This is a genomic window from Yokenella regensburgei ATCC 49455, from assembly GCF_000735455.1.
GTDB lineage: Bacteria > Pseudomonadota > Gammaproteobacteria > Enterobacterales > Enterobacteriaceae > Yokenella > Yokenella regensburgei.
Map to the genome: position 1 here is coordinate 40,664 of NZ_JMPS01000071.1, position 22,722 is coordinate 63,385.

24 protein-coding genes are annotated in these 22,722 nt (G+C 53.8%); 10 read left to right on the forward strand and 14 right to left on the reverse strand.

Annotation, left to right across the window (positions count from 1 at the left end):
• Positions 1-184: 184 nt before the first annotated feature.
• Entirely contained in the window at positions 185-826 is a 642-nt protein-coding gene (locus GYRE_RS18245) for a riboflavin synthase (RefSeq protein WP_006820133.1), read from the forward strand.
• Positions 827-855: 29 nt separating this feature from the next.
• Here the strand turns inward: GYRE_RS18245 and cfa are convergent, their stop codons facing one another.
• Together cfa and punC are read right to left on the reverse strand one after the other, a co-directional pair.
• Positions 856-2,004: a cyclopropane fatty acyl phospholipid synthase gene (gene cfa / locus GYRE_RS18250; RefSeq protein WP_038257284.1), complete on the reverse strand. Its 1,149-nt coding sequence runs from the start codon at positions 2,002-2,004 to the stop codon at positions 856-858.
• Positions 2,005-2,305: 301 nt separating this feature from the next.
• On the reverse strand, positions 2,306-3,496 hold the full coding sequence (punC, locus tag GYRE_RS18255; RefSeq protein ID WP_006820131.1) for a purine nucleoside transporter PunC: 1,191 nt from the start codon (positions 3,494-3,496) through the stop codon (positions 2,306-2,308).
• Positions 3,497-3,613: 117 nt separating this feature from the next.
• Here punC and punR point away from each other — a divergent pair, with 117 nt between their 5' ends.
• Positions 3,614-4,543 carry a DNA-binding transcriptional activator PunR gene (gene punR / locus GYRE_RS18260; RefSeq protein WP_006820130.1) on the forward strand — a complete coding sequence of 310 codons (930 nt, stop codon included), beginning with the start codon at positions 3,614-3,616 and terminating at the stop codon, positions 4,541-4,543.
• On the opposite strand, the gene purR is transcribed toward punR, so the two are convergent.
• The gene (purR, locus tag GYRE_RS18265; protein ID WP_006820129.1) at positions 4,544-5,569 is read right to left on the reverse strand and encodes an HTH-type transcriptional repressor PurR; all 1,026 of its coding nucleotides are present in this window, start codon (positions 5,567-5,569) and stop codon (positions 4,544-4,546) included. It lies immediately after the preceding gene.
• Positions 5,570-5,866: 297 nt separating this feature from the next.
• On the opposite strand from purR, the gene cydH reads away from it, so the two are divergent.
• Together cydH and GYRE_RS18270 are read left to right on the forward strand one after the other, a co-directional pair.
• Positions 5,867-5,956 (forward strand): cytochrome bd-I oxidase subunit CydH, encoded by a 90-nt coding sequence (cydH, locus tag GYRE_RS24620; protein WP_112471396.1) that lies wholly within the window; start codon positions 5,867-5,869, stop codon positions 5,954-5,956.
• Positions 5,957-6,123: 167 nt separating this feature from the next.
• Complete coding sequence (locus GYRE_RS18270; protein ID WP_006820127.1) at positions 6,124-7,290, forward strand: MFS transporter; 1,167 nt, start codon at positions 6,124-6,126, stop codon at positions 7,288-7,290.
• A 39-nt stretch (positions 7,291-7,329) separates the two neighbouring features.
• Here GYRE_RS18270 and sodB read toward each other — a convergent pair whose 3' ends face one another.
• Complete coding sequence (sodB, locus tag GYRE_RS18275; protein WP_038257288.1) at positions 7,330-7,911, reverse strand: superoxide dismutase [Fe]; 582 nt, start codon at positions 7,909-7,911, stop codon at positions 7,330-7,332.
• A 241-nt stretch (positions 7,912-8,152) separates the two neighbouring features.
• Between sodB and acuR the strand changes: the two genes are divergently transcribed.
• Positions 8,153-8,821 carry an acrylate utilization transcriptional regulator AcuR gene (gene acuR / locus GYRE_RS18280; RefSeq protein WP_038257291.1) on the forward strand — a complete coding sequence of 223 codons (669 nt, stop codon included), beginning with the start codon at positions 8,153-8,155 and terminating at the stop codon, positions 8,819-8,821.
• A 130-nt stretch (positions 8,822-8,951) separates the two neighbouring features.
• Positions 8,952-9,938, forward strand: a complete 987-nt coding sequence (gene acuI, locus GYRE_RS18285) for an acrylyl-CoA reductase (NADPH) (protein ID WP_038257293.1) — start codon at positions 8,952-8,954, stop codon at positions 9,936-9,938.
• Between the two features lie 63 nt (positions 9,939-10,001).
• Here the strand turns inward: acuI and GYRE_RS18290 are convergent, their stop codons facing one another.
• The gene (locus GYRE_RS18290; protein WP_038257296.1) at positions 10,002-10,820 is read right to left on the reverse strand and encodes a C40 family peptidase; all 819 of its coding nucleotides are present in this window, start codon (positions 10,818-10,820) and stop codon (positions 10,002-10,004) included.
• Between the two features lie 342 nt (positions 10,821-11,162).
• Here GYRE_RS18290 and grxD point away from each other — a divergent pair, with 342 nt between their 5' ends.
• On the forward strand, positions 11,163-11,510 hold the full coding sequence (grxD, locus tag GYRE_RS18295) for a monothiol glutaredoxin 4 (protein WP_006820121.1): 348 nt from the start codon (positions 11,163-11,165) through the stop codon (positions 11,508-11,510).
• Positions 11,511-11,588: 78 nt separating this feature from the next.
• On the opposite strand, the gene rnt is transcribed toward grxD, so the two are convergent.
• The 4 genes from rnt to GYRE_RS18315 all read right to left on the reverse strand — a co-directional run bounded on the left by rnt (position 11,589) and on the right by GYRE_RS18315 (position 14,582).
• A complete protein-coding gene (rnt, locus tag GYRE_RS18300) occupies positions 11,589-12,239 on the reverse strand; it encodes a ribonuclease T (protein ID WP_006820120.1) in 651 nt (216 codons plus the stop codon).
• Between the two features lie 107 nt (positions 12,240-12,346).
• The gene (gloA, locus tag GYRE_RS18305; protein ID WP_006820119.1) at positions 12,347-12,754 is read right to left on the reverse strand and encodes a lactoylglutathione lyase; all 408 of its coding nucleotides are present in this window, start codon (positions 12,752-12,754) and stop codon (positions 12,347-12,349) included.
• A gap of 75 nt (positions 12,755-12,829) precedes the next feature.
• Complete coding sequence (gene nemA, locus GYRE_RS18310) at positions 12,830-13,927, reverse strand: alkene reductase (RefSeq protein ID WP_038257299.1); 1,098 nt, start codon at positions 13,925-13,927, stop codon at positions 12,830-12,832.
• Positions 13,928-13,982: 55 nt separating this feature from the next.
• Positions 13,983-14,582: a TetR/AcrR family transcriptional regulator gene (locus tag GYRE_RS18315; protein ID WP_038257302.1), complete on the reverse strand. Its 600-nt coding sequence runs from the start codon at positions 14,580-14,582 to the stop codon at positions 13,983-13,985.
• 136 nt (positions 14,583-14,718) lie between these two features.
• Here GYRE_RS18315 and GYRE_RS18320 point away from each other — a divergent pair, with 136 nt between their 5' ends.
• Positions 14,719-14,958, forward strand: coding sequence for a DUF1289 domain-containing protein (locus GYRE_RS18320; protein ID WP_006820116.1), 240 nt, complete (start codon positions 14,719-14,721; stop codon positions 14,956-14,958).
• A gap of 15 nt (positions 14,959-14,973) precedes the next feature.
• Here the strand turns inward: GYRE_RS18320 and GYRE_RS18325 are convergent, their stop codons facing one another.
• Positions 14,974-16,410 (reverse strand): glycosyltransferase family 39 protein, encoded by a 1,437-nt coding sequence (locus GYRE_RS18325; RefSeq protein ID WP_038257306.1) that lies wholly within the window; start codon positions 16,408-16,410, stop codon positions 14,974-14,976.
• A gap of 191 nt (positions 16,411-16,601) precedes the next feature.
• Between GYRE_RS18325 and GYRE_RS18330 the strand changes: the two genes are divergently transcribed.
• On the forward strand, positions 16,602-17,498 hold the full coding sequence (locus GYRE_RS18330) for an aldo/keto reductase (protein ID WP_038257309.1): 897 nt from the start codon (positions 16,602-16,604) through the stop codon (positions 17,496-17,498).
• A 21-nt stretch (positions 17,499-17,519) separates the two neighbouring features.
• Here the strand turns inward: GYRE_RS18330 and GYRE_RS18335 are convergent, their stop codons facing one another.
• Genes GYRE_RS18335 through GYRE_RS18345 form a run of 3 tightly spaced genes read right to left on the reverse strand, consistent with a single transcriptional unit; the run spans position 17,520 to position 20,636 of the window.
• Positions 17,520-19,535, reverse strand: a complete 2,016-nt coding sequence (locus tag GYRE_RS18335; protein WP_038257312.1) for an FUSC family protein — start codon at positions 19,533-19,535, stop codon at positions 17,520-17,522.
• Complete coding sequence (locus GYRE_RS18340; protein ID WP_006820112.1) at positions 19,535-20,389, reverse strand: efflux RND transporter periplasmic adaptor subunit; 855 nt, start codon at positions 20,387-20,389, stop codon at positions 19,535-19,537. Before GYRE_RS18340 ends, GYRE_RS18335 begins: the two co-directional genes overlap by 1 nt.
• A 10-nt stretch (positions 20,390-20,399) precedes the next feature.
• A complete protein-coding gene (locus GYRE_RS18345) occupies positions 20,400-20,636 on the reverse strand; it encodes a DUF1656 domain-containing protein (RefSeq protein WP_038257315.1) in 237 nt (78 codons plus the stop codon).
• A 196-nt stretch (positions 20,637-20,832) separates the two neighbouring features.
• Between GYRE_RS18345 and slyA the strand changes: the two genes are divergently transcribed.
• Positions 20,833-21,273, forward strand: coding sequence for a transcriptional regulator SlyA (gene slyA, locus GYRE_RS18350; RefSeq protein ID WP_006820110.1), 441 nt, complete (start codon positions 20,833-20,835; stop codon positions 21,271-21,273).
• Positions 21,274-21,324: 51 nt separating this feature from the next.
• On the opposite strand, the gene GYRE_RS18355 is transcribed toward slyA, so the two are convergent.
• Complete coding sequence (locus GYRE_RS18355; RefSeq protein ID WP_038257318.1) at positions 21,325-22,689, reverse strand: sensor domain-containing diguanylate cyclase; 1,365 nt, start codon at positions 22,687-22,689, stop codon at positions 21,325-21,327.
• Positions 22,690-22,722 lie beyond the last annotated feature (33 nt).

Below are 22,722 nucleotides of genomic sequence, written 5' to 3' on the forward strand. Positions count from 1 at the left end.
ACTGGCAGCGAGAAGAAGAACAGGGGAATTTGCCAGTCTATTGTAGCGAGGATTAGCCATTAAGCCAGTCAAAAAAATAGCAGGGAGTGCGCATGGGCTGGCAACCTGTTTTTTCTGCTGTTATTGTTCTGGGTAATGAATGCGGTCACGCAAATGACATAATGGAATTACAGGAGTCAGCAGTATGTTTACTGGAATTGTGCAGGGCACAGCGAAAGTGGTGTCCATTGATGAAAAACCCAATTTTCGTACCCACATCGTTGAAATGCCTGACGATATGCTGGATGGACTGGAAACCGGCGCTTCGGTCGCACACAATGGCTGCTGCCTGACGGTGACCGAGATCAACGGTAATCGTATCAGCTTCGATTTAATGAAAGAGACGCTGCGCATCACCAATCTGGGCGAGCTGAAATCGGGTGACGAAGTCAACCTTGAGCGCGCGGCGAAGTTCAGCGATGAGATTGGCGGGCATCTGATGTCGGGCCACATCATGACGACTGCGGAAGTGGTGAAGATTCTCGCTTCTGAAAACAATCGTCAGGTGTGGTTTAAAGTGCAGGATCCTGCACTCATGAAATACATCCTGTACAAAGGGTTTATCGGCGTGGACGGCATCAGCCTGACGGTAGGCGAAGTGACGCCAACCCGTTTCTGCGTCCATTTGATTCCGGAAACCCTGGAGCGTACAACGCTTGGGAAGAAAAAAATCGGTGAGCGCGTGAATATTGAGATTGACCCGCAGACGCAGGCGGTGGTTGATACGGTTGAACGTGTGCTGGCGGCGAAAGAGACCGCAACGCGACAGGCGGCAACAGAAGAGTAAAAAAATCCCCGGCTTGCCGGGGATTTTTATTAGCGGGGAACGCGTAAACCGTGCTCGATTCCGCGAGAGAAGACCACCTGCCAGAGCTGAATATCGCGGGCGCGAAATGCTCCGGCACAGGCATTCAGATAATAGGTGAACATGCGTTTGAAGCGTTCAGAATAATTATCTGCAATGTCTGGCCAGCTCGCGAGGAACCGCTCATACCAGGCCATCAGCGTGGTGTCGTAGTCCGCCCCAAAGTTGTGCCAGTCTTCAACAATAAAGTGCGACTCGCTGGCGTCGGCAATATGACGCACCGACGGCAGACAACCGTTAGGGAAGATGTACTTGTTGATCCACGGATCAACGTTATGGTCGGTAATTTTTGAGCCGATGGTGTGCAGCAGGAAAATACCTTCTGGTTTCAGATTGCGATCGGCAACCTCGAAATAGGTATTGTAGTTTTTTGGACCCACGTGCTCGAACATCCCTACGGACACAATACGGTCAAACTGATCGTTCAGGTCGCGGTAGTCCTGCAGCCGGATATCAACATCCAGCCCTTCGCAGCGGTCCTGCGCCATTTTCTGCTGTTCAGCAGAGATGGTCACGCCAACGACACTCACCCCGTAGTGTTTTGCCATGTAGAACGCCAGTCCACCCCAGCCGCAGCCAATATCCAGCACTCGCATGCCTGGCTTGAGCTTCAGTTTCTGGCAAATCAGATCCAGTTTTGCCAGCTGCGCATTTTCAAGCGTTTTGGCATCTTTCCAGTAACCACAGGAATATTGCATTAACGGATCTAACATCTGGCTGAAAAGATCGTTGCCAAGATCGTAATGCTCTTTACCCACAATCCAGGCTCTTTTTTTACTTTGTAGATTAAATAAACGAGCGCCTGCGATTCTCAGCGTGTCTTTCAAGTGGTGGGGCAGTTTTTTGTCCAGCTCGGCACTCAGTACCTTTTGAAAGAAAACGTCCAGCCGTTCACACTCCCACCAGCCGTCCATATAACTTTCACCAAGGCCAAGTGATCCTTCCTGGAGGACACGCTTGTAGAAACGAGGATTGGTAACCTGCGGATCGGAAGGTGCAGATCCGTTAATGGTGACATCTGCCTGACTTAACAGTTCATTGGCAATTCGGTGCCATTCGTCATTTGGCACGCTTACTTCATCAATACACGATGAACTCATAGCTTCTCCATCACGCGCTAGTGATTTAGATCCATAAAACAGCGTAGTCGCTTTTTTTTAGGCTTGTGAGAAATTTCACGGAATGTACCGTGAACCAGCTATCCGACGTAGAACAGAGAAGGGTGAAAACCCTTACTGAAAGGCCATCCATGGAGAAGCGGGAACAAATCCTGAACCCGTTAATGCATAATAAACTTCATAATTATGTGTAACGGGTTCAGTATAGGCCGCTAAAAGCAGTGATTCAATAAAAAAATGTTAGCAGACAAATATTATCAATTAAGTATTATATTTTCCGTAATTAATTCGTGGTTTCTGCGACGACCGGCTTAGCTTCACCGCGCTGCGCCTGCATGGCGTATCCGATACCTGCCAGCACCACCGTACCCAACATCACGCTGGTTGTTGCGGTTAATGGCGCGGTGATGAAGGTAGAAACCAGCAGGCTTGCCAGGAAGCACAGACCTAATTGCAGCGTATTTTGCAGCGCCGCGGCGCGACCGGTAGCCTGCGGGAAGGGCTGGAGCGCCTGGGCAACCACGATCGGGTAAATAGTCCCATTCGCCATCGCCATAATGCAGAACGGAATAAGCAGACCGGTGAGCGTAGCGTTATCGAACAGACCCACCGCCCAGGTGGCAATGGTGCTAAGCGCAAACAGCATCATCGCCCACGGCAGCAGCTGTTTACCTTCCCATTTCTGCAGCGCAGCACGACAGCCGTAACCCCCTACCAGGAAGGCAATAGTTTGCGGCACATAGCTCAGACCAATAGCACCCGGGCCGTAACCCATCTCGTGCAGCAGGAACGGGGAGCCGGTCAGCCACGCGAAGAAACAGGCTGAACAGGCACCATAAACCAACACGTTGCCGCAGTAGGCACGGGAGCGCAGCAGGGTAAAGAAGGTCAGTTTCTTTTCTGATTTTTGTGCTGCTTTCTCGGCAGGCTTCTTCAGGCGCAGCGCCGGGATCATCAGAATCAGCGTAATAATAAACAGCGCTCCGAAAATGGCCTGCCATTCCAGATGTACCAGGATCCAGCTACCCAGCAGCGGCGCCAGCGCCGGAGAGAGAGCAACCAGCGGCATGATAGTGGCAAAAATGCGGTTGGTGCGGTGGGCCGGGTAGTAATCGGTGACCATCGCCTGCCAGGTGACCGTTGCTGCGCAGACGCCAACGGCCTGCACAAAGCGCAGGACCAGCAGCAGCATGCCGTCACGTACCCACAGCATGCCAAGGCAGCCAAGGGCAAAAATGGTTAAACCGGCAAGCAGGATCCACTTGCGACCATAGCGGTCGGACAGCGGTCCCCACAGCAGTTGCGCGACGGCGAAACCGGCCAGGAACAGGCTCAGGCTTGCGCTCACGCTGGCGGCAGGTATTTGTAGATCGCTTTGAATAGCGGCAAAAGCGGGCAGGTACATGTCCGTCGCCAGGAAGCCGAGCACGCTTAAACCGGCCAGCCAGGCAAGAAATAATTTTCCAGGTTGCATATCACTTTCTCTTTATAGATGCAGGTGTACGACTCAGGCGCTGAGTGTAGGGAGTGCAAAGCGGCTTGTGAAACGCTAATATTTGTTTAGTGAATTCAAAATTTTTGTAGGCAGAAAATGTGGTCTGAATATTCTCTTGAAGTGGTCGATGCTGTCGCCCGTAATGGCAGCTTCAGCGCAGCGGCCCAGGAGCTGCATCGCGTGCCCTCGGCGGTCAGTTATACGGTACGTCAGCTGGAGGAGTGGCTCGCCGTACCGCTCTTTGAACGGCGTCATCGCGATGTTGAACTGACGCCTGCCGGTGTCTGGTTTTTAAAAGAAGGGCGTTCTGTTATCAAAAAAATGCAGATCACCCGCCAGCAGTGTCAGCAGATTGCCAACGGCTGGCGCGGCCAGTTGCCCATTGCCGTCGATAATATCGTCAGGCCGGAACGTACCCGGCAGATGATCGTTGATTTCTATCGCCATTTTCAGGACGTAGAGTTGATTGTCTACCAGGAAGTGTTCAACGGCGTCTGGGATGCGCTGGCTGATGGTCGGGTAGAGATGGCGATCGGCGCGACGCAGGCGATCCCGGTTGGGGGGCGCTACGCGTTTCGCGATATGGGCACACTGCACTGGGTGTGCGTGGTTGCGCATCATCATCCGCTGGCGAGCATGGAAGGCGTGCTCAGCGATGAGGCGTTGCGCAACTGGCCTTCGCTGGTCACCGAAGATACCTCGCGATCGCTGCCAAAGCGGACCACCTGGCTTCTGGATAACCAGAAACGCGTCGTGGTGCCGGACTGGACATCATCAGCCACCTGTCTGTCGGCGGGGTTGTGTGTTGGCATGGTGCCGGAGCATTTTGCTCGTCCGTGGATCGAAAGCGGGGAGTGGGTGGAACTGTGTCTCGAAAACCCGTACCAGGATTCCGCCTGTTGCCTGACGTGGCAGCAGCAGGATATGTCTCCGGCGCTGGCCTGGTTGCTGGATTATCTTGGAGATAGTGAAACGCTGAACCGGGAGTGGCTGCGGGTACCGGAGGCTCCGGACCCGCAGAAGTGATTAACGACGATAATCGCGGAACGGACCGTCGGCGACGGAGCGACGTTCCACCAGACGCGGATGCACCTCGATGGACTGCGAGGTTTCGCGTTTGTTGACGATACGGTCGAGCAGCATATTGAACGCCGTTTCACCCAGAGAATCTTTCGGCTGGTGAATGGTGGTCAGCGCCGGGGAGAAATAGCGGGCGTTGCGCACGTTATCATAACCGATCACCGAAATATCCGTCGGCACGCGCAATCCCATCTCGTCGGCGGCGCAAATGGCACCCATCGCCATGATATCGCCACCGCAGAATACGGCGGTTGGGCGGTGCTGCTGGCCGAGGATCTGCTGCATGGCGCGATAGCCGGATTCTGGCTCAAAGTCGCCCTGTACAATCCAGTGCTCGGGCACTTTAATCAGCGCTTCTTCCATGGCTTTCATAAAGCCGGCAAGACGGCCCGCGCCGGTGTTGCGCTCAAGCGGTCCCGGGATCACCCCGATTTCACGGTGGCCACGCTCAATCAGGTAGCGGCCTGCCATATAACCGCCTTCGAAGGCGTTATCGATAACGGAGTCGGTGAAGTCGGCATGAGCTTCGCCCCAGTCCATCACCACCATCGGGATATGACGGTACTCTTCCAGCATTGAGATAACCGATTCCGGGTACTCAGAACACATGACCAGCAGGCCATCGACGCGCTTTTGCGCCATCATCGACAGATAAGCACGCTGCTTTTCAAGGTTGTTCCAGGCGTTACCCAGAATCAGGGTATAGCCTTTCTGGAAGCAATTTTTCTCAACCGCTTCAATGATTTCAGCGAAGTAGGCCGCTTCGCTGCTGGTCGCCAGCAGGCCAATCGATTTCGTGTGATTAACCTTCAGGCTACGGGCGACGGCGCTCGGGGAGTAGTGCAGCTCTTTGATCGCTGCCCACACCGCGTTGCGCGTCTCTTCCGCCACAAAGCGGGTTTTGTTAATTACGTGTGATACGGTTGTAGTGGAAACGTTTGCGCGCTTCGCTACATCTTTAATCGTTGCCATGGCTCTCACTCCAGACCATATCCTGAACTCCTGTATAACTTGCTACGTAAACGTTTGCCTCTACACACCCTGACGCAATCATTTCAGATTGCATTACGCCGGGAAAACGACACAGGACGACAGGAGGGGGTCAATGGCCGGTACGCTTTTAATTTAGCGTGGGATTTTGGCTCATCCTGGCGCAAAGGGAAAGAGAAATAATGATCATCGCGACGAAAAGCGTGCAGATTTTTGTGCTTAACTATGTAAAAATGAGCAAGCTCACTTTTCATGTGGGGATAAAAAGGAGAAAAATTGATGAGTACCGAACTGAAGCTCTCTCTGACTACCACGATTATTACCCTGGCCCTGATCGTTGCGGCCGGGCTGACGGCCGTTCTGCACTGATTTTCATGAGGGAGAGCCATCTCCCTCAATCCCTTCCCCCGCCATTGTTATCAATTGCGCAATAATCTTTTGCCAATTCCTTCACTTCTGTTTTTTGTGATTGCTGTCATACTTTCAACTTCTTAATAGGGTACCGCGCCTTCGCCGCGGCTGACCGGAGTTGTTAGATGAAAATCAATTTTCCATTAGTAGCCCTCGCGATAGGCGCGTTTGGCATCGGTACGACCGAGTTTTCACCCATGGGCCTGCTGCCCGTCATTGCGAAAGGGGTTGATGTTTCTATTCCGGTTGCCGGGATGTTAATCAGCGCCTACGCCGTTGGCGTGATGGTGGGTGCACCACTGATGACGCTGCTGCTGTCTCACCGGGCACGCCGTAACGCGTTGGTGTTCCTGATGGCTATTTTTACCCTCGGCAACGTGCTGTCGGCGATTGCGCCGGATTACACCACGTTGATGCTATCACGCATCATCACCAGCCTTAACCACGGCGCGTTCTTCGGCCTGGGGTCAGTGGTGGCCGCAAGCGTCGTACCGAAGCATAAACAGGCAAGCGCGGTGGCGACCATGTTTATGGGCCTGACTATTGCCAATATCGGCGGTGTGCCGGCGGCGACCTGGCTTGGTGAAACCATCGGCTGGCGTATGTCTTTCCTTGCTACCGCCGGCCTGGGCGTTGTGGCGATGCTGAGCCTGTGGTTCTCTCTGCCAAAAGGGAGTGCCGGTGAGCGCCCTGACGTTAAACGCGAGCTTTCTGTACTGATGCGTCCGCAGGTATTGTCAGCGCTGCTGACCACCGTGCTGGGTGCCGGGGCGATGTTTACGCTTTATACGTATATTTCACCAGTCCTGCACACCATCACCGACGCCTCTCCGCTGTTTATTACCGCGATGCTGGTGCTGATCGGCGTGGGCTTCTCTATCGGTAACTACCTTGGTGGTAAGTTTGCCGACCGTTCGGTCAGCCGTACGCTCAAGGGATTCCTGCTGCTGCTGATGGTCATTATGCTGGCAATTCCGCTGCTGGCGCGCAGTGAAATTGGCGCCGCTATCAGCATGGTGGTGTGGGGCGCGGCAACCTTCGCCGTCGTACCGCCGCTGCAGATGCGCGTGATGCGTGTGGCTCACGAAGCTCCAGGGCTTTCTTCTTCAGTGAATATTGGGGCGTTCAACCTCGGTAACGCACTGGGTGCCGCCGCCGGTGGCGCGGTGATCTCCGGTGGCCTCGGCTACAGTTTTGTACCGGTGATGGGGGCGATTATTGCCGGGCTGGCGCTGGTTGTGGTGCTGTTCGGTGGGCGTTCTCAGCCTGAAGAGGCGATGGTCAGTCAGTGATAAAAATACGCAGAAGGGGTGACCCTTCTGCGTTCTGGTTTATGCTGTCAGGTTCTTCGCAACAAAATTCCAGTTTACCAGCGCCCAGAAATGCTCGAGGTAGTTCGGGCGGGCGTTACGGTAGTCAATGTAATACGCATGTTCCCACACATCGACGGTCAGCAGCGGCTTCGCGTCAGTGGTCAGCGGGGTACCCGCGTTAGAAGTCGAGACGATAGCGAGGCTGCCGTCTGCTTTCTTCACAAGCCAGGTCCAGCCAGAACCGAAGTTCTTGATAGCCGCGTCGGTGAACTGTGCTTTGAAATCTGCAAAGCTACCGAACGCTTTAGTGATGGCTGCAGCTACTTCGCCGGTTGGCTCGCCGCCGGCCTGCGGTGCCAGGCAGTTCCAGTAGAAGGTGTGGTTCCACACCTGTGCTGCGTTGTTGAACATGCCGCCTTCAGAAGTACGAACAACTTCTTCCAGTGATTTGCCTTCAAACGCGGTGCCTTTTACCAGGTTATTCAGGTTGGTGACGTAGGTCTGGTGATGCTTGCCGTAGTGATATTCCAGCGTTTCTGCGGAAATGTGCGGCGCCAGGGCGTCTTTTGCATACGGTAATGCAGGTAATTCGAACGACATTGCTACTCTCCTTTATTATTGTATGAACACTCAATAACCACGTATCGAGTATGGGTAGGGTAGCAAATTGAAAGGCGAGACAAAAGAGGAACTTAACCTTACATCTGGCCGGGTTGTGTGGCGTGGCTCATACCGGCAAAGCGTGTCAGACTGGCGCTGAGAGGGGATTTTTATGGTTCCCGTGGCACTTGCGCGCTTATACTGTTAAGCCAGTCTTTTTATTCTGATTTTGTGAGGTTGCATGTCCTCTGAACTCTCTGCGAATAGCCCAACGGACAGCGCGACGCCTCGCAGGAAACGCGGACGCCCGCCGAAAGCGGTCTCCGTACAGCTTGATGTGAAGCGCACTATCATCCGCACCGGAGTGGAAGTGCTGACCGAGTCACCGTTCAGCGCCAGCAGCCTTGATTACATCCTCAAACGTGCCGGCGTCCCGAAAGGCTCTTTCTATTACTATTTTGAGAGTAAAGAAGCCTTCGGGATGGCGGTGCTTGAACAGTACGACAGTTTTTTCGCGCGACTCCTTCAGCGTACCCTGGGTGACGAAACCCGTTTACCGCTCGACAGGATCGCAGCCTTTGTGGATGCGGCCGCCTCAGGAATGGCGAAGTATCAGTTCAATCGCGGCTGTGCGGTGGGCAACCTGGCGCATGAGGTGGCAAAACTTCCGCCTGCGTTTCGCCAGAAATTAATGCAGGTCTTTGATCAATGGGAAGCGAAACTTGCGGTGTGCCTGCGTGACGCCGTGGCAGCAGGGCAGATAGCGCACCATGTTGATATCAACATTCAGGCTTCGTTCTTCTGGACCGGCTGGGAAGGGGCAGTGCTCCGTGCCCGTTTAGAACAAACCCGCCGCCCGCTGGATCTCTTTCTGCAGGGCTTTATCGCCGGGCTTTCCGTCAGTAACTAACGCCTCCAGGCCTGTGCCGCAGCAAAAGCAATAGAATTAATTAGACGATCGGTCTATTATTGTTTGATAAACGACGCCTGCATCCCATCGCGCATATTATTGTAGTCAATTGGTCTATTAAGGAATCAGCATGTTTAACGCCATTCTCATCAATAAGTCCGACGCGGGTTATGACGCGCAATATACTTCCGTTGCGCAAAGTGACCTGCCGGAAGGTCACGTCACTGTCGCTATCGATTATTCCTCCATCAATTATAAGGACGCGCTAGCCATCACCGGACGCGGCCCGATTGTGCGCCAGTTTCCAATGGTGCCGGGCATCGATTTTGCCGGAACGGTCACCGAGAGTTCAGACGATGCTTATCGCGTGGGGGATAAGGTTTTGCTCACGGGATGGGGCGTGGGCGAGCGCCACTGGGGCGGTCTGGCGCAAAAAGCCAGAGTGAAGAGCGAATGGCTGACCCGATTGCCGGAAGGCGCAAGCCCACAGACGGTGATGGCTATCGGCACCGCTGGTTTTACCGCCATGCTGTGTGTGAATGCGTTGTTGAAACAGGGGATAACGCCGCAGATGGGCCCGGTGCTGGTGACCGGTGCCAGCGGTGGGGTGGGTAGCTGTGCGGCCATCATTTTGCGCAAACTGGGTTATGACGTTATCGCAAGCTCCGGGCGTCCGGAGGAAACCGCACAGCTGCTGGCTAAATGGGGCGTGAAGGAGATAATCCATCGCGATGAGCTGGGGGCTCCAGGTAAGCCGTTGCAGAAAGAGCGCTGGGCTGCGGCGGTGGATACCGTGGGTAGCCACACCCTGTTCAACGCCTGTGCCGGAACAAAATACAACGGCGTCGTAGCTGCCTGCGGCATGGCACAGGGAATGGATTTCCCGGCAAACGTTGCCCCTTTCATCCTGCGTGGAGTGACGCTGCGGGGCGTGGATAGCGTGATGGTAAGCCAGGCGGTCCGCGAAGAGACCTGGCGCGACGTGTGCCGGTACCTGACCGCCGATGACTTAGCGGGTATCAGCGTTGTGAAACCGCTAAGCACCGCCATTGCCACCGCCGAAGCGCTGCTGGCAGGCCAGGTTCATGGTCGTGTGGTGATTGACTGCAATAAATAGAACTGATGAATAAAAGAAGAAGCCCGCATTATGCGGGCTTCTGTCGTTTGAACAGGGCAGGGATCAGCGAATGGTTTTTGGTGTCATTACGCGACGAGCGCCAACGTAGTGACGGGTCCAGTAGTCTTCGCTCAGCGAGGTCACCTGGATATCGCGACCGGTACGCGGAGACTGGATGAATTTCCCATTACCAACATACACGCCAACGTGATCGGCAGTACCACGACCGCGGGTGCGGAAGAACACCAGATCGCCGCTTTCCAGTTCACTGCGGTTTACCGGGCGCGCGTCGCGCAAGTGGTACATTTCATTAGCCGTACGTGGAATCCGAATATTCACCAGATCTTTATAGGCGTAATAAACCAGACCGCTGCAATCAAAACCGGTTCGCGGTGAGGTGCCACCCCAACGGTACGGTTTGCCAATCTGGTTCATTAATTTGTTCATTGCGGTTTTCTGCGCTTTCTGCACTTTTGCTTTGTGCACATCGGCCACTTTCAGCGGCTTATCGTCAACGACCTTAACGCATTTCTTCTTGTGGCCTTTGGTGACGGTGCATTTTTGCGTCACTTTGGCGGCAGCGGTTTGTTGCTTGCTGCCCTTGTGCGTACTGGAAGCGGTTTTGTGAGTCGAGGAAGACGCTTTGCTGGAGGCGGTGGTTTTCTTTTTAGCGCTGGTTTTAGTGCTGGTTTTGCTGGTTGTTTTAGCAGTGGTTTTGGTTTTCTGGCTGGTTTTTTTCTTACGTTCGCTGCTTTTAACCGGGTGCGCTTTTTGGGCTGAAGACGACCGCGCCTGCTGGGAAGCATGCGACAAAGGCGTAAACGATATCGATGTAAAAAGTAAAGCACAGAGCGTGATCGAGATTTTATTTATCCGCGCCACTGAGCAATCCCCTGTGATTAAGGCAGGCCTGCCATCATGCCTGCGTATGATTTTTCAAAACGCATCGATTCTAATGCATAAGAACACGAAATGTTAATAGCCTTTTTGCATCTGATATCCCGTTTCGTAAGCAAGTGCAAAAAAATGCAGCAGTCGAGCAACATACAGAAATAAAACGCTCAGATTTTCATCCGCGCTGCCGATAAAGAGATATTTTTAAGGCAACTTCTGAACGCAGAAGATAAAATAATGAGGCGTGAACAAAATGTTATTTTCGGACAGCGGTCATAGACGCTACAATGTCAGACTACTGCCGTAAGAGAAGTTATAGGAAGCAAGACAATGACCACAACTATCGAAAAAATCCAGCGTCAAATCGCCGAAAACCCGATTCTGCTGTACATGAAAGGCTCTCCGAAGCTGCCAAGCTGTGGCTTCTCCGCTCAGGCGGTTCAGGCACTGTCTGCCTGTGGCGAGCGTTTTGCTTATGTCGACATTCTGCAGAACCCGGACATCCGTGCCGAGCTGCCGAAATACGCAAACTGGCCGACCTTCCCGCAGCTGTGGGTTGACGGTGAACTGGTTGGCGGTTGCGACATTCTGATTGAAATGTACCAGCGTGGCGAACTTCAGCAGCTCATCAAAGAGACTGCGGCGAAGTACAAAGAAGAAGAGCCGAAAAGCGAATAATGTGTTCTGTCATGCCGGAGGCACTACGCTTATCCGGCGACAGAAACCTGTAAAAAAGCGACCTTACGGTCGCTTTTTTTATTCCTGCGTCTCAGCGACAGGTAGCGGCCAGCCGCCCATACGTTTCCAGCGGTTGACGATTTCGCAAAACAGGATGGCGGTCTGTTCGGTGTCGTACAGCGCCGAGTGGGCTTTGCTGCTGTCAAACTCCATACCCGCTGCGGCACAGGCTTTTGACAACACGGTTTGCCCAAGCGCCAGTCCGCTCAGAGCTGCGGTGTCGAAGGTCACAAACGGATGGAACGGGTTACGCTTGAGTGACGCGCGTTCAGCCGCGGCCATCATAAAGCTATGATCGAAGGTAGCATTGTGCGCAACCATAATCGCCCGGTTGCAGTTACTGTCTTTGATGCCTTTACGCACGGCTTTAAAGATGGCGTGCAGGGCATCGTATTCGCTGACCGCACCACGCTCCGGATCGTCAGGATTAATGCCGTTGAAAGCCAGCGCTTCAGGCTGCAGATTGGCGCCTTCAAATGGGGTAACGTGGAAATGCAGTGTGGTGTCCGGCATCAGCCAACCTTGCTCATCCATTTTTAGCGTGACGGCGGCAACTTCGAGTAACGCATCGGTTGCTGCATTAAACCCGGCCGTTTCGACATCAATGACTACCGGATAAAATCCGCGGAAACGGTCGCACAGACCATTCAGTTGAGCATTGTCGGACATCAGAATCTCTTGTACTAAATAACGAAGCGCGCATTATGGCAAATTTTGCCCAGGCTGGGTAGGCGGCGGGAAAAAAGAACGGGTGCCGAAGCACCCGCAGGAAGAGATTAGTGGCCGAGACCTTTTCCGGCATCTTTCTCTTCGATCAGTTCAATCTTGTAGCCATCCGGATCTTCGACAAACGCGATGACGGTCGTACCGCCTTTCACCGGGCCCGCTTCGCGGGTGACGTTGCCGCCGTTTTTACGGATACGGTCGCAGGCTTCAGCGGCATTCTCGACGCTCAGCGCGATATGACCGTAGGCGGTGCCGAGCTCGTAGCTGTCTACACCCCAGTTCCAGGTCAGTTCAATGACCGCTTCGTCACTTTCCGCGCCGTAGCCGACGAAAGCGAGAGAGTATTTATACTCCGGATTTTCGCTGGTGCGCAGCAGTTTCATGCCCAGTACGTTGGTATAGAACTCGATGGAACGTTGCAGATCGCCAACGCGCAGCATGGTGTGAAGTAAGCGCATATTTTTCCCTTAAAAAGTCGCGAGTAGAGAGTCTGTGAGTATAGCGGCGGATGCCCGCCGCTATCAATGCGGGGATTAAAGCGTTGGGTAATCGGTATAGCCTTCAGCGCCACCACCGTAGAAGCTTTCCGGGCGCTGCGGGTTCAGTTCCGTTTTGTGCTGCAGGCGAGCCACCAGATCCGGGTTTGCAATCCAGTCACGGCCAAAAGCGACGGCATCAATCAGGCCTTTCGCAATCAGATCGTTGGCTTTTTCCAGTGTATACGCCCCGGCACCGATAATAGGGCCGTGGAAACGCTCGCGAACTTTACGGCGGAACGCTTCGTCGTACGGCTTGCCGCCAGCCCAGTCCGGTTCGGACATATGCAGGTAGGCGATACCGCGTTTGCCCAGCTGTTCGATGAGATACAACGCGTCGGCTTCTTCATCCGGGCCGTTACCCACGTTCTGGAAGCTGCCAATCGGGGAAACGCGGATACCAATGCGATCGGCACCCCATTCTTTAATACCGGCATCTACCACTTCCAGCACCAGGCGAGCACGATTTTCCACGCTGCCGCCGTACTGATCGGTACGCTGATTAGATTCCGGTGACAGGAACTGGTGCAGCAGATAGCCGTGAGCGGAGTGCAGCTCAACCAGATCGAAACCGGCTTCGCGGGCGTTGGCGATAGCATGACGGAAGTCATTCACGATTCCCGGGATCTCAGCGGTTTCCAGCGCTCGCGGCATTGAGGTGTCGACGCGAATAGCGTGGCCGTTTTCATCACGCAGCGAAGTGCGGGTACCGGCAATGATCGCAGAAGGCGCGACCGGCGCTTCACCATGTGGCTGAATGCTATGGTGAGAGATACGGCCGGTGTGCCACAGCTGGACGGCGATATGGCCATTTTCAGCATGTACACCTGCGGTGATTTTTTTCCACGCGGCAACCTGCTCCGGGCTGTGCAGCCCTGGTGCACCGGCATAGCCTTTTGCCTGCGCGGAAACCTGGGTGGCTTCAGAGATAATCAAACCGGAGCTGGCGCGCTGGCGGTAATACTCGGCCATCAATGGGGTCGGAATATCGCCGGGCTCAATGCTGCGCAGACGGGTCAGCGGCGCCATGAAGACGCGGTTCGGCACGTTGATGGCGCCGACGGTAAGCGGGGAAAACACATTCTTCTGGGACATGATGACTCCTGAGTAGACCGGTCGTCTAGTAATTCGCTAAATAAAAACGCCTGGTTTACACCGAAGGCGCCGCAATCATAGTTTTTGCATGAGCCAGCGCGCTTTCGAGCGGCGTGGCGCTGCGTGACATCTTGGCCTGCAGATTGGCACCCAGCCACAGGGAGTAGAGCACCTGCGACTGCGTTAGCGCGTCACCCTGAAAGGTGAGGCTACCTTCGCGTTGGCCGTTTTCCAGCGCCCCGGCGAGCAGGACGATAATTTGGTTCGCGCCTTTGTTCATCTCGCTGCGCATCATCTCTGAGAGATCGCAGACTTCAGCAGAGAGTTTTACCGTCAGGCAACCGCTGATGATCCCTTGCTGGCAGAACTGGTTCAGCGTTTGCTGGTAGTAGGCCAGCAGGCGATCACGGTAGTTTCCTTCACCTGAGGCGAAATGATTCTTCAGCCGCAGATGGTAATCCGCATAGTGACGCTCAAGCATCGCTACGCCAAAAGTCTCTTTTGAGCGGAAGTAGTGATAGAACGAGCCTTTCGGCACTTCCGCCGTCTTCAGTAGTTCGCTCAGACCCATGCCGGTAAAACCCTTGAGCATGCAAAGACGCTCGCCGGTGGCAAGGATATGTTCTCGGGTATCACAATCAACAGGTCTGCTCATGGGGAAATAATGTAGTAGACCGATTGGTCTAATGCAAGAAAAATTGTGCGTCCGTCGAAGCTGTATCGATTAAGGGTTGCGCAAGGCGAGTGAAACGTCTTCAATGGTATAACAATCTTTTAACGGGGGACAGGGCATGGCTGAACAACTGGAATTTTTTCCGGTACCGAGCCCATGTCGGGGAATTTGCCAGTCCGACGAGCGCGGCTATTGTCGAGGTTGTATGCGTAGCCGCGAAGAACGCTTTCAATGGCAGGCGATGTCTGACGGGCAAAAACAGGAGGTGATCCGCCTGTGCCGTCAACGGTTGCTGCGTAAATTGCGCGCCAACAAACCCGCTGCGGCAGAAGATCCGGAACAACCCTCCCTGTTTTAATGTTGATTGTGGGCTTTACGCGCCCGGTTTTACGAACCCAATACACAGCGGATAGCCTTCATGCCGCTTATCCTGGTGAAAGGTTATCTGGCTAATGGCATCCAGCCTTATCTGCGGCCACTGCGTCAGCGCCTTGCTAAACGAGGCATCTGTACAGTTTTTATCTGAATGACCAATCAGCAATGCGCCGGAACGCGCAATCTCTGCATACCGGATCTCCGCGTTGTAGATATTAGGTTCTGTGCTGTTGCTCCAGGGGGTAATGGTTTTAGGTCCTGACGGCGCGTAAAAGAGAAGCCAGTCGGCCAGGTGCTCCCCACCGACCAGGCGCAGCGGTGTGCCGTAGCGTTGGTGCCATAACTGGTCAACCCTCTGGCTGAAGGGGATAATTCCACTCATTTTTTGTCCGGCATTGCCCACGTTAGCGGCCATGACCGCGCTGTACCCCAGCAACACCAGTACCGCGGTACCGATAAGAGCAATACTGGCCCCCCTGGCCGGCTGCGGGTTAGGGGTGACGACACATCCGACAAGCAGCGCCGGAGCCAGGATGAAAAACGGCTGTAACCATTCCGTCAATCGCCCGCCGTGATGAAACAGGAACCACAGGCAAATGGGGGCCAGCGGCATTACGCTGACCAGCAGCAGAACGCGTTTATTGGTATCGACAGGCCAACGGAGCTGAATGTGGCTGCGACGCAGGATCCACCATAAGAACAGCAGCGGGTAGTAGATGCTCAGCAGTTTTATGAACAACGCCGGGTTAAACTGACGTTTTATCTGCGAATCCACCCAATGGAAGGCCACAAAGTTGTGCTCCCATAGCCATGCCAGGTTTGGTGCAATAATGGCAAGACCCGCAATGAGTGCCAGATAGAACAGCGGTTGACGATAACAGACCCGAATTTTTGGCACCACAATGGTCGCGATGAAGGCTGCGCCGACAAATGCCAGCGTTGAGTACTTCGCCATCGAGGCCAGCCCTGCTGTTATCGCGAATGCCAGCCACCAGCCGGGGTGACGGGTGATCGCATGGTAAAAGAACAACAGCATCCACGGCCACAGCATAACCAGCAGGTAGTTATCGTTATAACTAATGATGTCGAAGTTAATGATCCCTGAAAGGTTGAGGGTGAGCAGGGCAATCCAGGCCAGACGTTCGCTGCCGCTCAGGCATTTTGCGAGCGACCAGCACCCCGCCATGCCAACGGCAATAGCCACAAAATGGGTGATGTACCAGTAAGCGCTGAACGAGATACCCGAAAACCACAGCGCCGGGCGCCATACCATACCCACCAGCCAGGGATTCTTTGGCGAACCCCACTCTGCGTTTTGTGCCCAGTTCAGTGCTTCAACGGCATCGTAGGGAACGGTAGGGTCCAGAAATATCGTTGCCAGACTCCACAACAGAGCATAAACACCCACCCAAACCATTAAAACGACTCGACTCATCGACCTTCCTTATTGAATTTATCCTCAGAGAAACTCCTTATCCTGGGCATCTATAGTTAAATTGCGGGCAAACAGAACTTGAATAACAGGTTTTTACCTGACAGGGGCGGTAGGAACAGAGAGCACAAGGACATGCGTTTCGCGGCGAATCATGTGTATACTCGAAACAGGTCTTTTTTGAGGATGTTGCTATGGTTCAGCGTATTACACTGGCGCCGCAAGGCCCTGAATTTTCGCGTTTCGTGATGGGGTACTGGCGTCTGATGGACTGGAATATGTCCCCGCGTCAGTTGGTCAGCTTTATTGAAGAACATCTGGATTTAGGCGTGACAACCGTCGATCACGCAGACATCTACGGTGGATATCAGTGCGAAGCCGCATTTGGGGAAGCGATGAAGCTGGCTCCGCATCTTCGTTCGCGTATGGAAGTGGTCAGTAAATGTGGCATTGCCACGACCGCGAAGGCAGAAAACGCCATTGGTCACTACATAACGGATAAACACCACATCATCAACAGCGCCGAACAGTCGCTGAAAAATCTCGCTATCGATGCGCTGGATCTGCTGCTTATTCACCGTCCCGATCCGTTAATGGATGCGGATGAAGTGGCGGAAGCGTTTCTGGCGCTGCATCAGGCCGGGAAAGTGCGCCATTTCGGCGTGTCTAACTTCACCCCTGCGCAGTTCACTCTGCTGCAGTCGCGCCTGCCGTTTACGCTTGCCACGAACCAGCTGGAGATCTCCCCGGTGCATCAACCGCTGCTGCTGGATGGCACGCTGGATCAGCTCCAGCAGTTGCGTATTCGCCCGATGGCGTGGTCGTGCCTCGGCGGTGGACGGTTGTTTGAAGATGCTGAGTTCCAGCCACTTCGCGATGAGCTTGCCATTATTGCGCAGGAGCTGAACGCTGCCAGCATTGAGCAGGTAGTTTATGCGTGGGTGATGCGTCTGCCGTCGCAGCCGCTGCCGATCATCGGCTCAGGCAAAATTGAACGCGTCCGTTCTGCCGTAGCGGCCGCAGCGTTGAAGATGTCTCGCCAGCAGTGGTTCCGCATTCGTAAAGCGGCGCTGGGGTATGACGTACCGTAATACCTGCCGGGGTGGCGTTCGTCACCCCGAAATGCTGCCTTCCGCTGGAGCCTGCTCCAGCTGCGAGAGCGAGCAGTACAGGCGCCAGATAAGCGTGCCCAGTTCGCGAGCGGCAGGTTGATGGTGCCGGGAGAGAGCATCGCAAATCCGCTGAAGTTCCTGCAACGACGCCGCTAACGGCCGCTGACGTACCCCGCGCTCGCTCATGACATCACGCAATAGTGAAATACACATATCACGCACCTGCGAGAGCGGGTCGGATCGGCTTTCCCAACTGCGCAGTTGCCAGACAACGTGCGAGCAGTTCAGCAGCACCACGCCCCAGCGCAGTAACCAGCGGCGAGCCAGCGCATCCTGGCTGTTACTCAACTGACTGATGTGGTGGTAGACCAGCGACTCAAATTCATGCTCAGAATAAGCCGGTTTACGACTTAACTGGTCAATAAAGTGACGCCGTAACGCGCGAATGTGCCGACGGCTCTTACGTGCGTCAGAGCCGGGACGAAGTACCGCAAACGCCAGCCATGCCGCGCCCACACCGAGGATCTTCGCCAGATTGTCGTTGAGAAAACCGTCGAAGTTGTAATCTGGTGGGTTCGTCACCGAAACAAACGATCCCATAAACACGATAAGTTGCCCCCACAGCCCGGCAAACTTCGGCATTTGCTGTTTAAAGAGCTGCATAGTGGTGAGCAGCGGGAATAAAAATAACAGGAATTCCCACAGCTCGGTTATCTGTACCATCAGGCCGAACTTCACCACGAAGCTGAACAGCGACAGCAACAGCAGTGTTCGCATCAATAAGCTCAGAGAATTGAACGGTGAAGGGGCAATGGAATAGAGCACGCAGGCGATAGAGGCCAGCGTTAAGGCTGCCGGGCCGGATCCCCATTGCGTGTTGATGCTCAGGGAACCAATGAAGAACAGGGCGACGAAGGTGCGGATCCCGTTCCACAGCGCCTCTGCGTGATCGGTATGACGAGCCAGTGCCGGAGCGCCGGGTACCGAAAACTCCGTCACTGCAGTCGCATTTTCAAGACGCTGAAGCCAGTAGCTGGAGCGCAGGTAAACCCGACAAAAATAACGCAGCCGGTTCCAGAACGCCTGGTGGTGATAATCGGCGGCGTCAGTGGGAGCAAGGGGGGCGATGATTTTCGCAACGGTATAAATATCGGCTCCCGGTCTGGCCAGTTCAAGGACGAGGCTGTCAATGACCGTTCGCAGGTTTTCGGGGGGATTCGGCCAGTTCACTATCATCCGTCGCAGGCTGGAGATTACGCTTGTCAATCGCAGCTGCTGATGCAGTAAATAGTTCAGCAGCCTGTTTTGCCGACGAAAACGATAGTGGCTCCAGAATGCCTGGATGCGTAGCAGATTCATGGTCAGGATCTGGCCGATAACGTTCTCGTGCGCGGTGCGAATGGCGTCGGTCGTGTTTGGTTGCCAGAGGAGGCTGCTGTGTTCCAGCAGCCGCGCGTGCATATTCTTGAGCGCGGTAAGCAGAGCGGTGCCATCGGAAGTGCTCGGCAGGATCATCATCATCGTCCCACCACAGAGAATACCGACAATGACTTCACACACCCGAGACTGGGCGAGATCCCAGAGTACGGCAGGGTCAACGACGTTGACCATCGGGAAGGCGATCATGGCGCAGGTGTAGCCTGCCAGCTGGAAAGCGTAGGCTGCGTTATTGGTGAACATGGCGCAGGCCCAGGTACAAAAGGCGAGCCAGGCAGACATGTAAACCAAAAATAACCACGGGTCGGTCAGCGCGTGACCCGCAATAATCAACGCAATACAGGCACCCAGCAGGCTGCCGGCGATGCGACCTAAACTTTTACTGATAACTCCGCCGACCGTAGGGAAGCTCACGACTGCCGCCGACGTCATCGCCCAGTACGGCTCGTCGAGATTAAGCCAGTAGGCAATGCTCAACGCCAGGCACATGGCGATGCCGTTGCGTAAGGCATAGCGCCACTGTCCCCGGGTCGCCTTTATCCACGGTAAGGATTGCCAGCTGAGTGCGGGAAGATTCATCAGGGTTTGCCAATCGATACGGTACAGGTGGTACCGGAGACCAGCGTGATGTCCTGTGGAAGCGTATCGAATTCAATGCGTACCGGAACCCGCTGCGCCAGCCGCACCCAGGGGACGTTGGGTTTAATGTCCGCCACCAGGTCTTTATTGCTATCGACGCTCTGATCGTAAATGGCTCTACCGATACTGGATACGTGACCCTGTAACGTTTTTCCGGAACTGTACAGAATGATATCCGCGCGGTCACCTGAGCGGATATGGCGCAATTTGGTCTCTTCAAAGTAACCAACCACGTAGAAAGAGTGGCTGTCGACAAGGGCAAACACCGCTTTCCCTTCGCTGGCATAGTTGCCAACACGGGTTGATAAATTTGTCACCCAACCGTCAACCGGCGCCTTTACCACCGTTTGACTGAGCTGCCAGCGCGCGTGCTCAAGGGTTGCCTGCGCAGCACTGACGACGGCTTTGGCCGCCTTCTCGGCCATATTGGCGCTATCGCGATCCTCTTCCGAAATAAAGTTTTGCGGCAGATTATGACGTCGGCTGGCTTCACGGCTGGCTTTCAGCTGCTCAGATTGCGCTTTCGCAAGGCCTGCTTCGGCGTTCAGCACGGCAATTTTGTAGGGAGTATCGTCAATTCGGAACAGTACGGTACCGGCTTTTACTAACTGGTTGTCTTCAACGTTGAGCTCCTGAATGCTTCCGGATACCTGTGGCGTGATGCTGACCTGCTCGGCGCGGACTTTCCCGTCGCGCGTCCAGGGGGATTGCATGTAGTAGTTCCAGACCAGCCAGATAGCGATGATAGCGACGGCTGCAACCAAAAGCGTTGAGAAGTATTTTATTCTTTTCATTAAGTTAGTATCACCAGGAGACGATTAAAACCAGCGCCAGACAAACGGAAAGCGCAAACAGGGAGAGATCCATCAGCATGGGATGCCAGATTTCACCGGCGTACATCCAGTCACGTAACTGACGATGCGCTACCAGCCAGATAAGAAATCCGAGCAGAACCGCTTTAAAAATGGGGGGAAAGTAGATGGACGCGCCTACCACCAGATCCTGAAGGGGTAAACCAGAGGCGTTCAGAATCGACTTCACGAGCAAGTTTCCTTTGCATGGGAGGAGTAATACGCAAAATGTGAGATCCACATCGGCGAAACGGTCTTATCGTTACTAGTAGTGTAAATCATTGCCTCGATTTGCGAGTTTTTGGCAATACAATTGTGTTGATATGTTAAATACTGCACACTATTCTAAAATCAGCATAATAACTTAGCAAGCTAATTATAAGGAGATGAAATTGGAATCGCCATTAGGTTCTGATCTGGCTCGGTTGGTGCGGATCTGGCGCGCTTTGATTGACCATCGCCTGAAACCTCTGGAATTGACGCAGACGCACTGGGTAACGTTGCATAACATTCATCAACTTCCCCCTGAGCAGTCGCAGATTCAACTGGCCAAAGCGATCGGCATTGAGCAACCGTCACTGGTTCGTACACTTGATCAACTGGAGGAGAAGGGACTCATTTCTCGCCAGACATGTGCGAGTGACCGACGCGCCAAGCGTATCAAACTCACCGAAAAGGCTGAGCCGCTGATTGAAGAGATGGAGACCGTCATTCGTAAAACGCGCGGCGAGATCCTGGCCGGGATCTCGGCAGAAGAGCTTAACATTTTGCTGGATCTTGTTTCGCGTCTTGAACAAAACATCAATGAGCTTCAGTCCCGCGATTAATCGTTGTCGGCGCCGAACAAAGAAGGGCCCTGCAAACGCAGGGCTTTTTTTTTATCCCCAGACGACGATACGGTTACGCCCGGTCTCTTTTGCCCGGTACATGGCCTGATCGGCTCGCTGAACACACTCTTCGGCGCTAAGAGCGCTGCTGGTGGTCGTAAAGACCCCCATACTGATGGTCACCGGCTCCGGCAGGTGGTCGTTACTGCTCTGGGCATTCTGCTTTTCGATAGTGACGCGAATGCGTTCGGCAATGCGCTGTGCCTCTTCAGAAGAGACGTTCATCAATAGCAAAGCAAACTCTTCTCCGCCAATTCTGGCAGCGACGTCTTCCACACGAGCAGCGTTCTGCAGGACGCGTGCGACGTACTGAATCACCTTATCACCCTGTAAATGCCCGTACTGGTCGTTGATGCGTTTGAAACGATCGAGGTCGCTGACTATAACGGATATCGGTGTGGCGGGCGTCGTGGCGCGCAGCTGGCTGGTCAGCGTGTCGTAGAAGAAGCTGCGGTTATACAGGCGCGTCAGTGAGTCACGAATCGAGTTCTGATAGGAATCCAGATACTTATCGTGAGAAGTGCGATAGAGGTGGAACACATCGCACAGCAGCACGAAGAACAGGAACAGGGTACAAAGGGTTTCAAAGAAACGGGCCTGATACCAGGAGTAACCTGCGCTGTGATCGGCAGTGAGTAGAATAATCAATGTCACAATATAGCAGGCGCAAAAGAAACCGCCGCTGAACCAAAATATATTCTTAAGCCGAGTAATACGTAATAAAACGTAGAGCGTCAGGAACCATAGCGAGACCAGCGCCCAACCAATGATATATCGCCATAAAGGCGTAAAGGTCAGCGTCAGATTATCAATAAAGCTGAGGTGGAATAACTCGTAACCGCTGGCATAAAGCCACGCCAGAATAATCATTGATGCCGTGAATGCACCAATGGAAATTAATATGGATGCATGTATTTTTCTTACGTGCATCGTACTCTTACGATAATAGTATAATACGGCAGCAGTAGTAAAAAGCGCCGCCATCATGATGTTGCGGAAGAAGTAGTAGATGATGGCATTGTTATAATTGACGAGCCGCCCTGAAGTGCACATATACCACTCGGGGTAAGTGCTCAGGGTTCCTGCCAGTAGCAAGGCAGAACCGGCAAAGGCGCACGCAATGGGCATCAGGTACAGACGTCGCTTTTCGCAGATATACTTCATTATCATGAAGGCTGCGATCATCATATGAAAAACAAATAAAAAAATGGTCATCACCGGGAATGCGACAGGACCAGTGCCGGGCATTGCTTTAAACAATATGTGCGACGTGTAATAAATTAAAGAAATGGCAAACGCACAAATTACAAAGAATATGAAAAGGTTGCGCGTAACGCGCGGTGATTTTGCAAGCATAATCTACGTCTCAATATCAGTAGGCTACAAAAA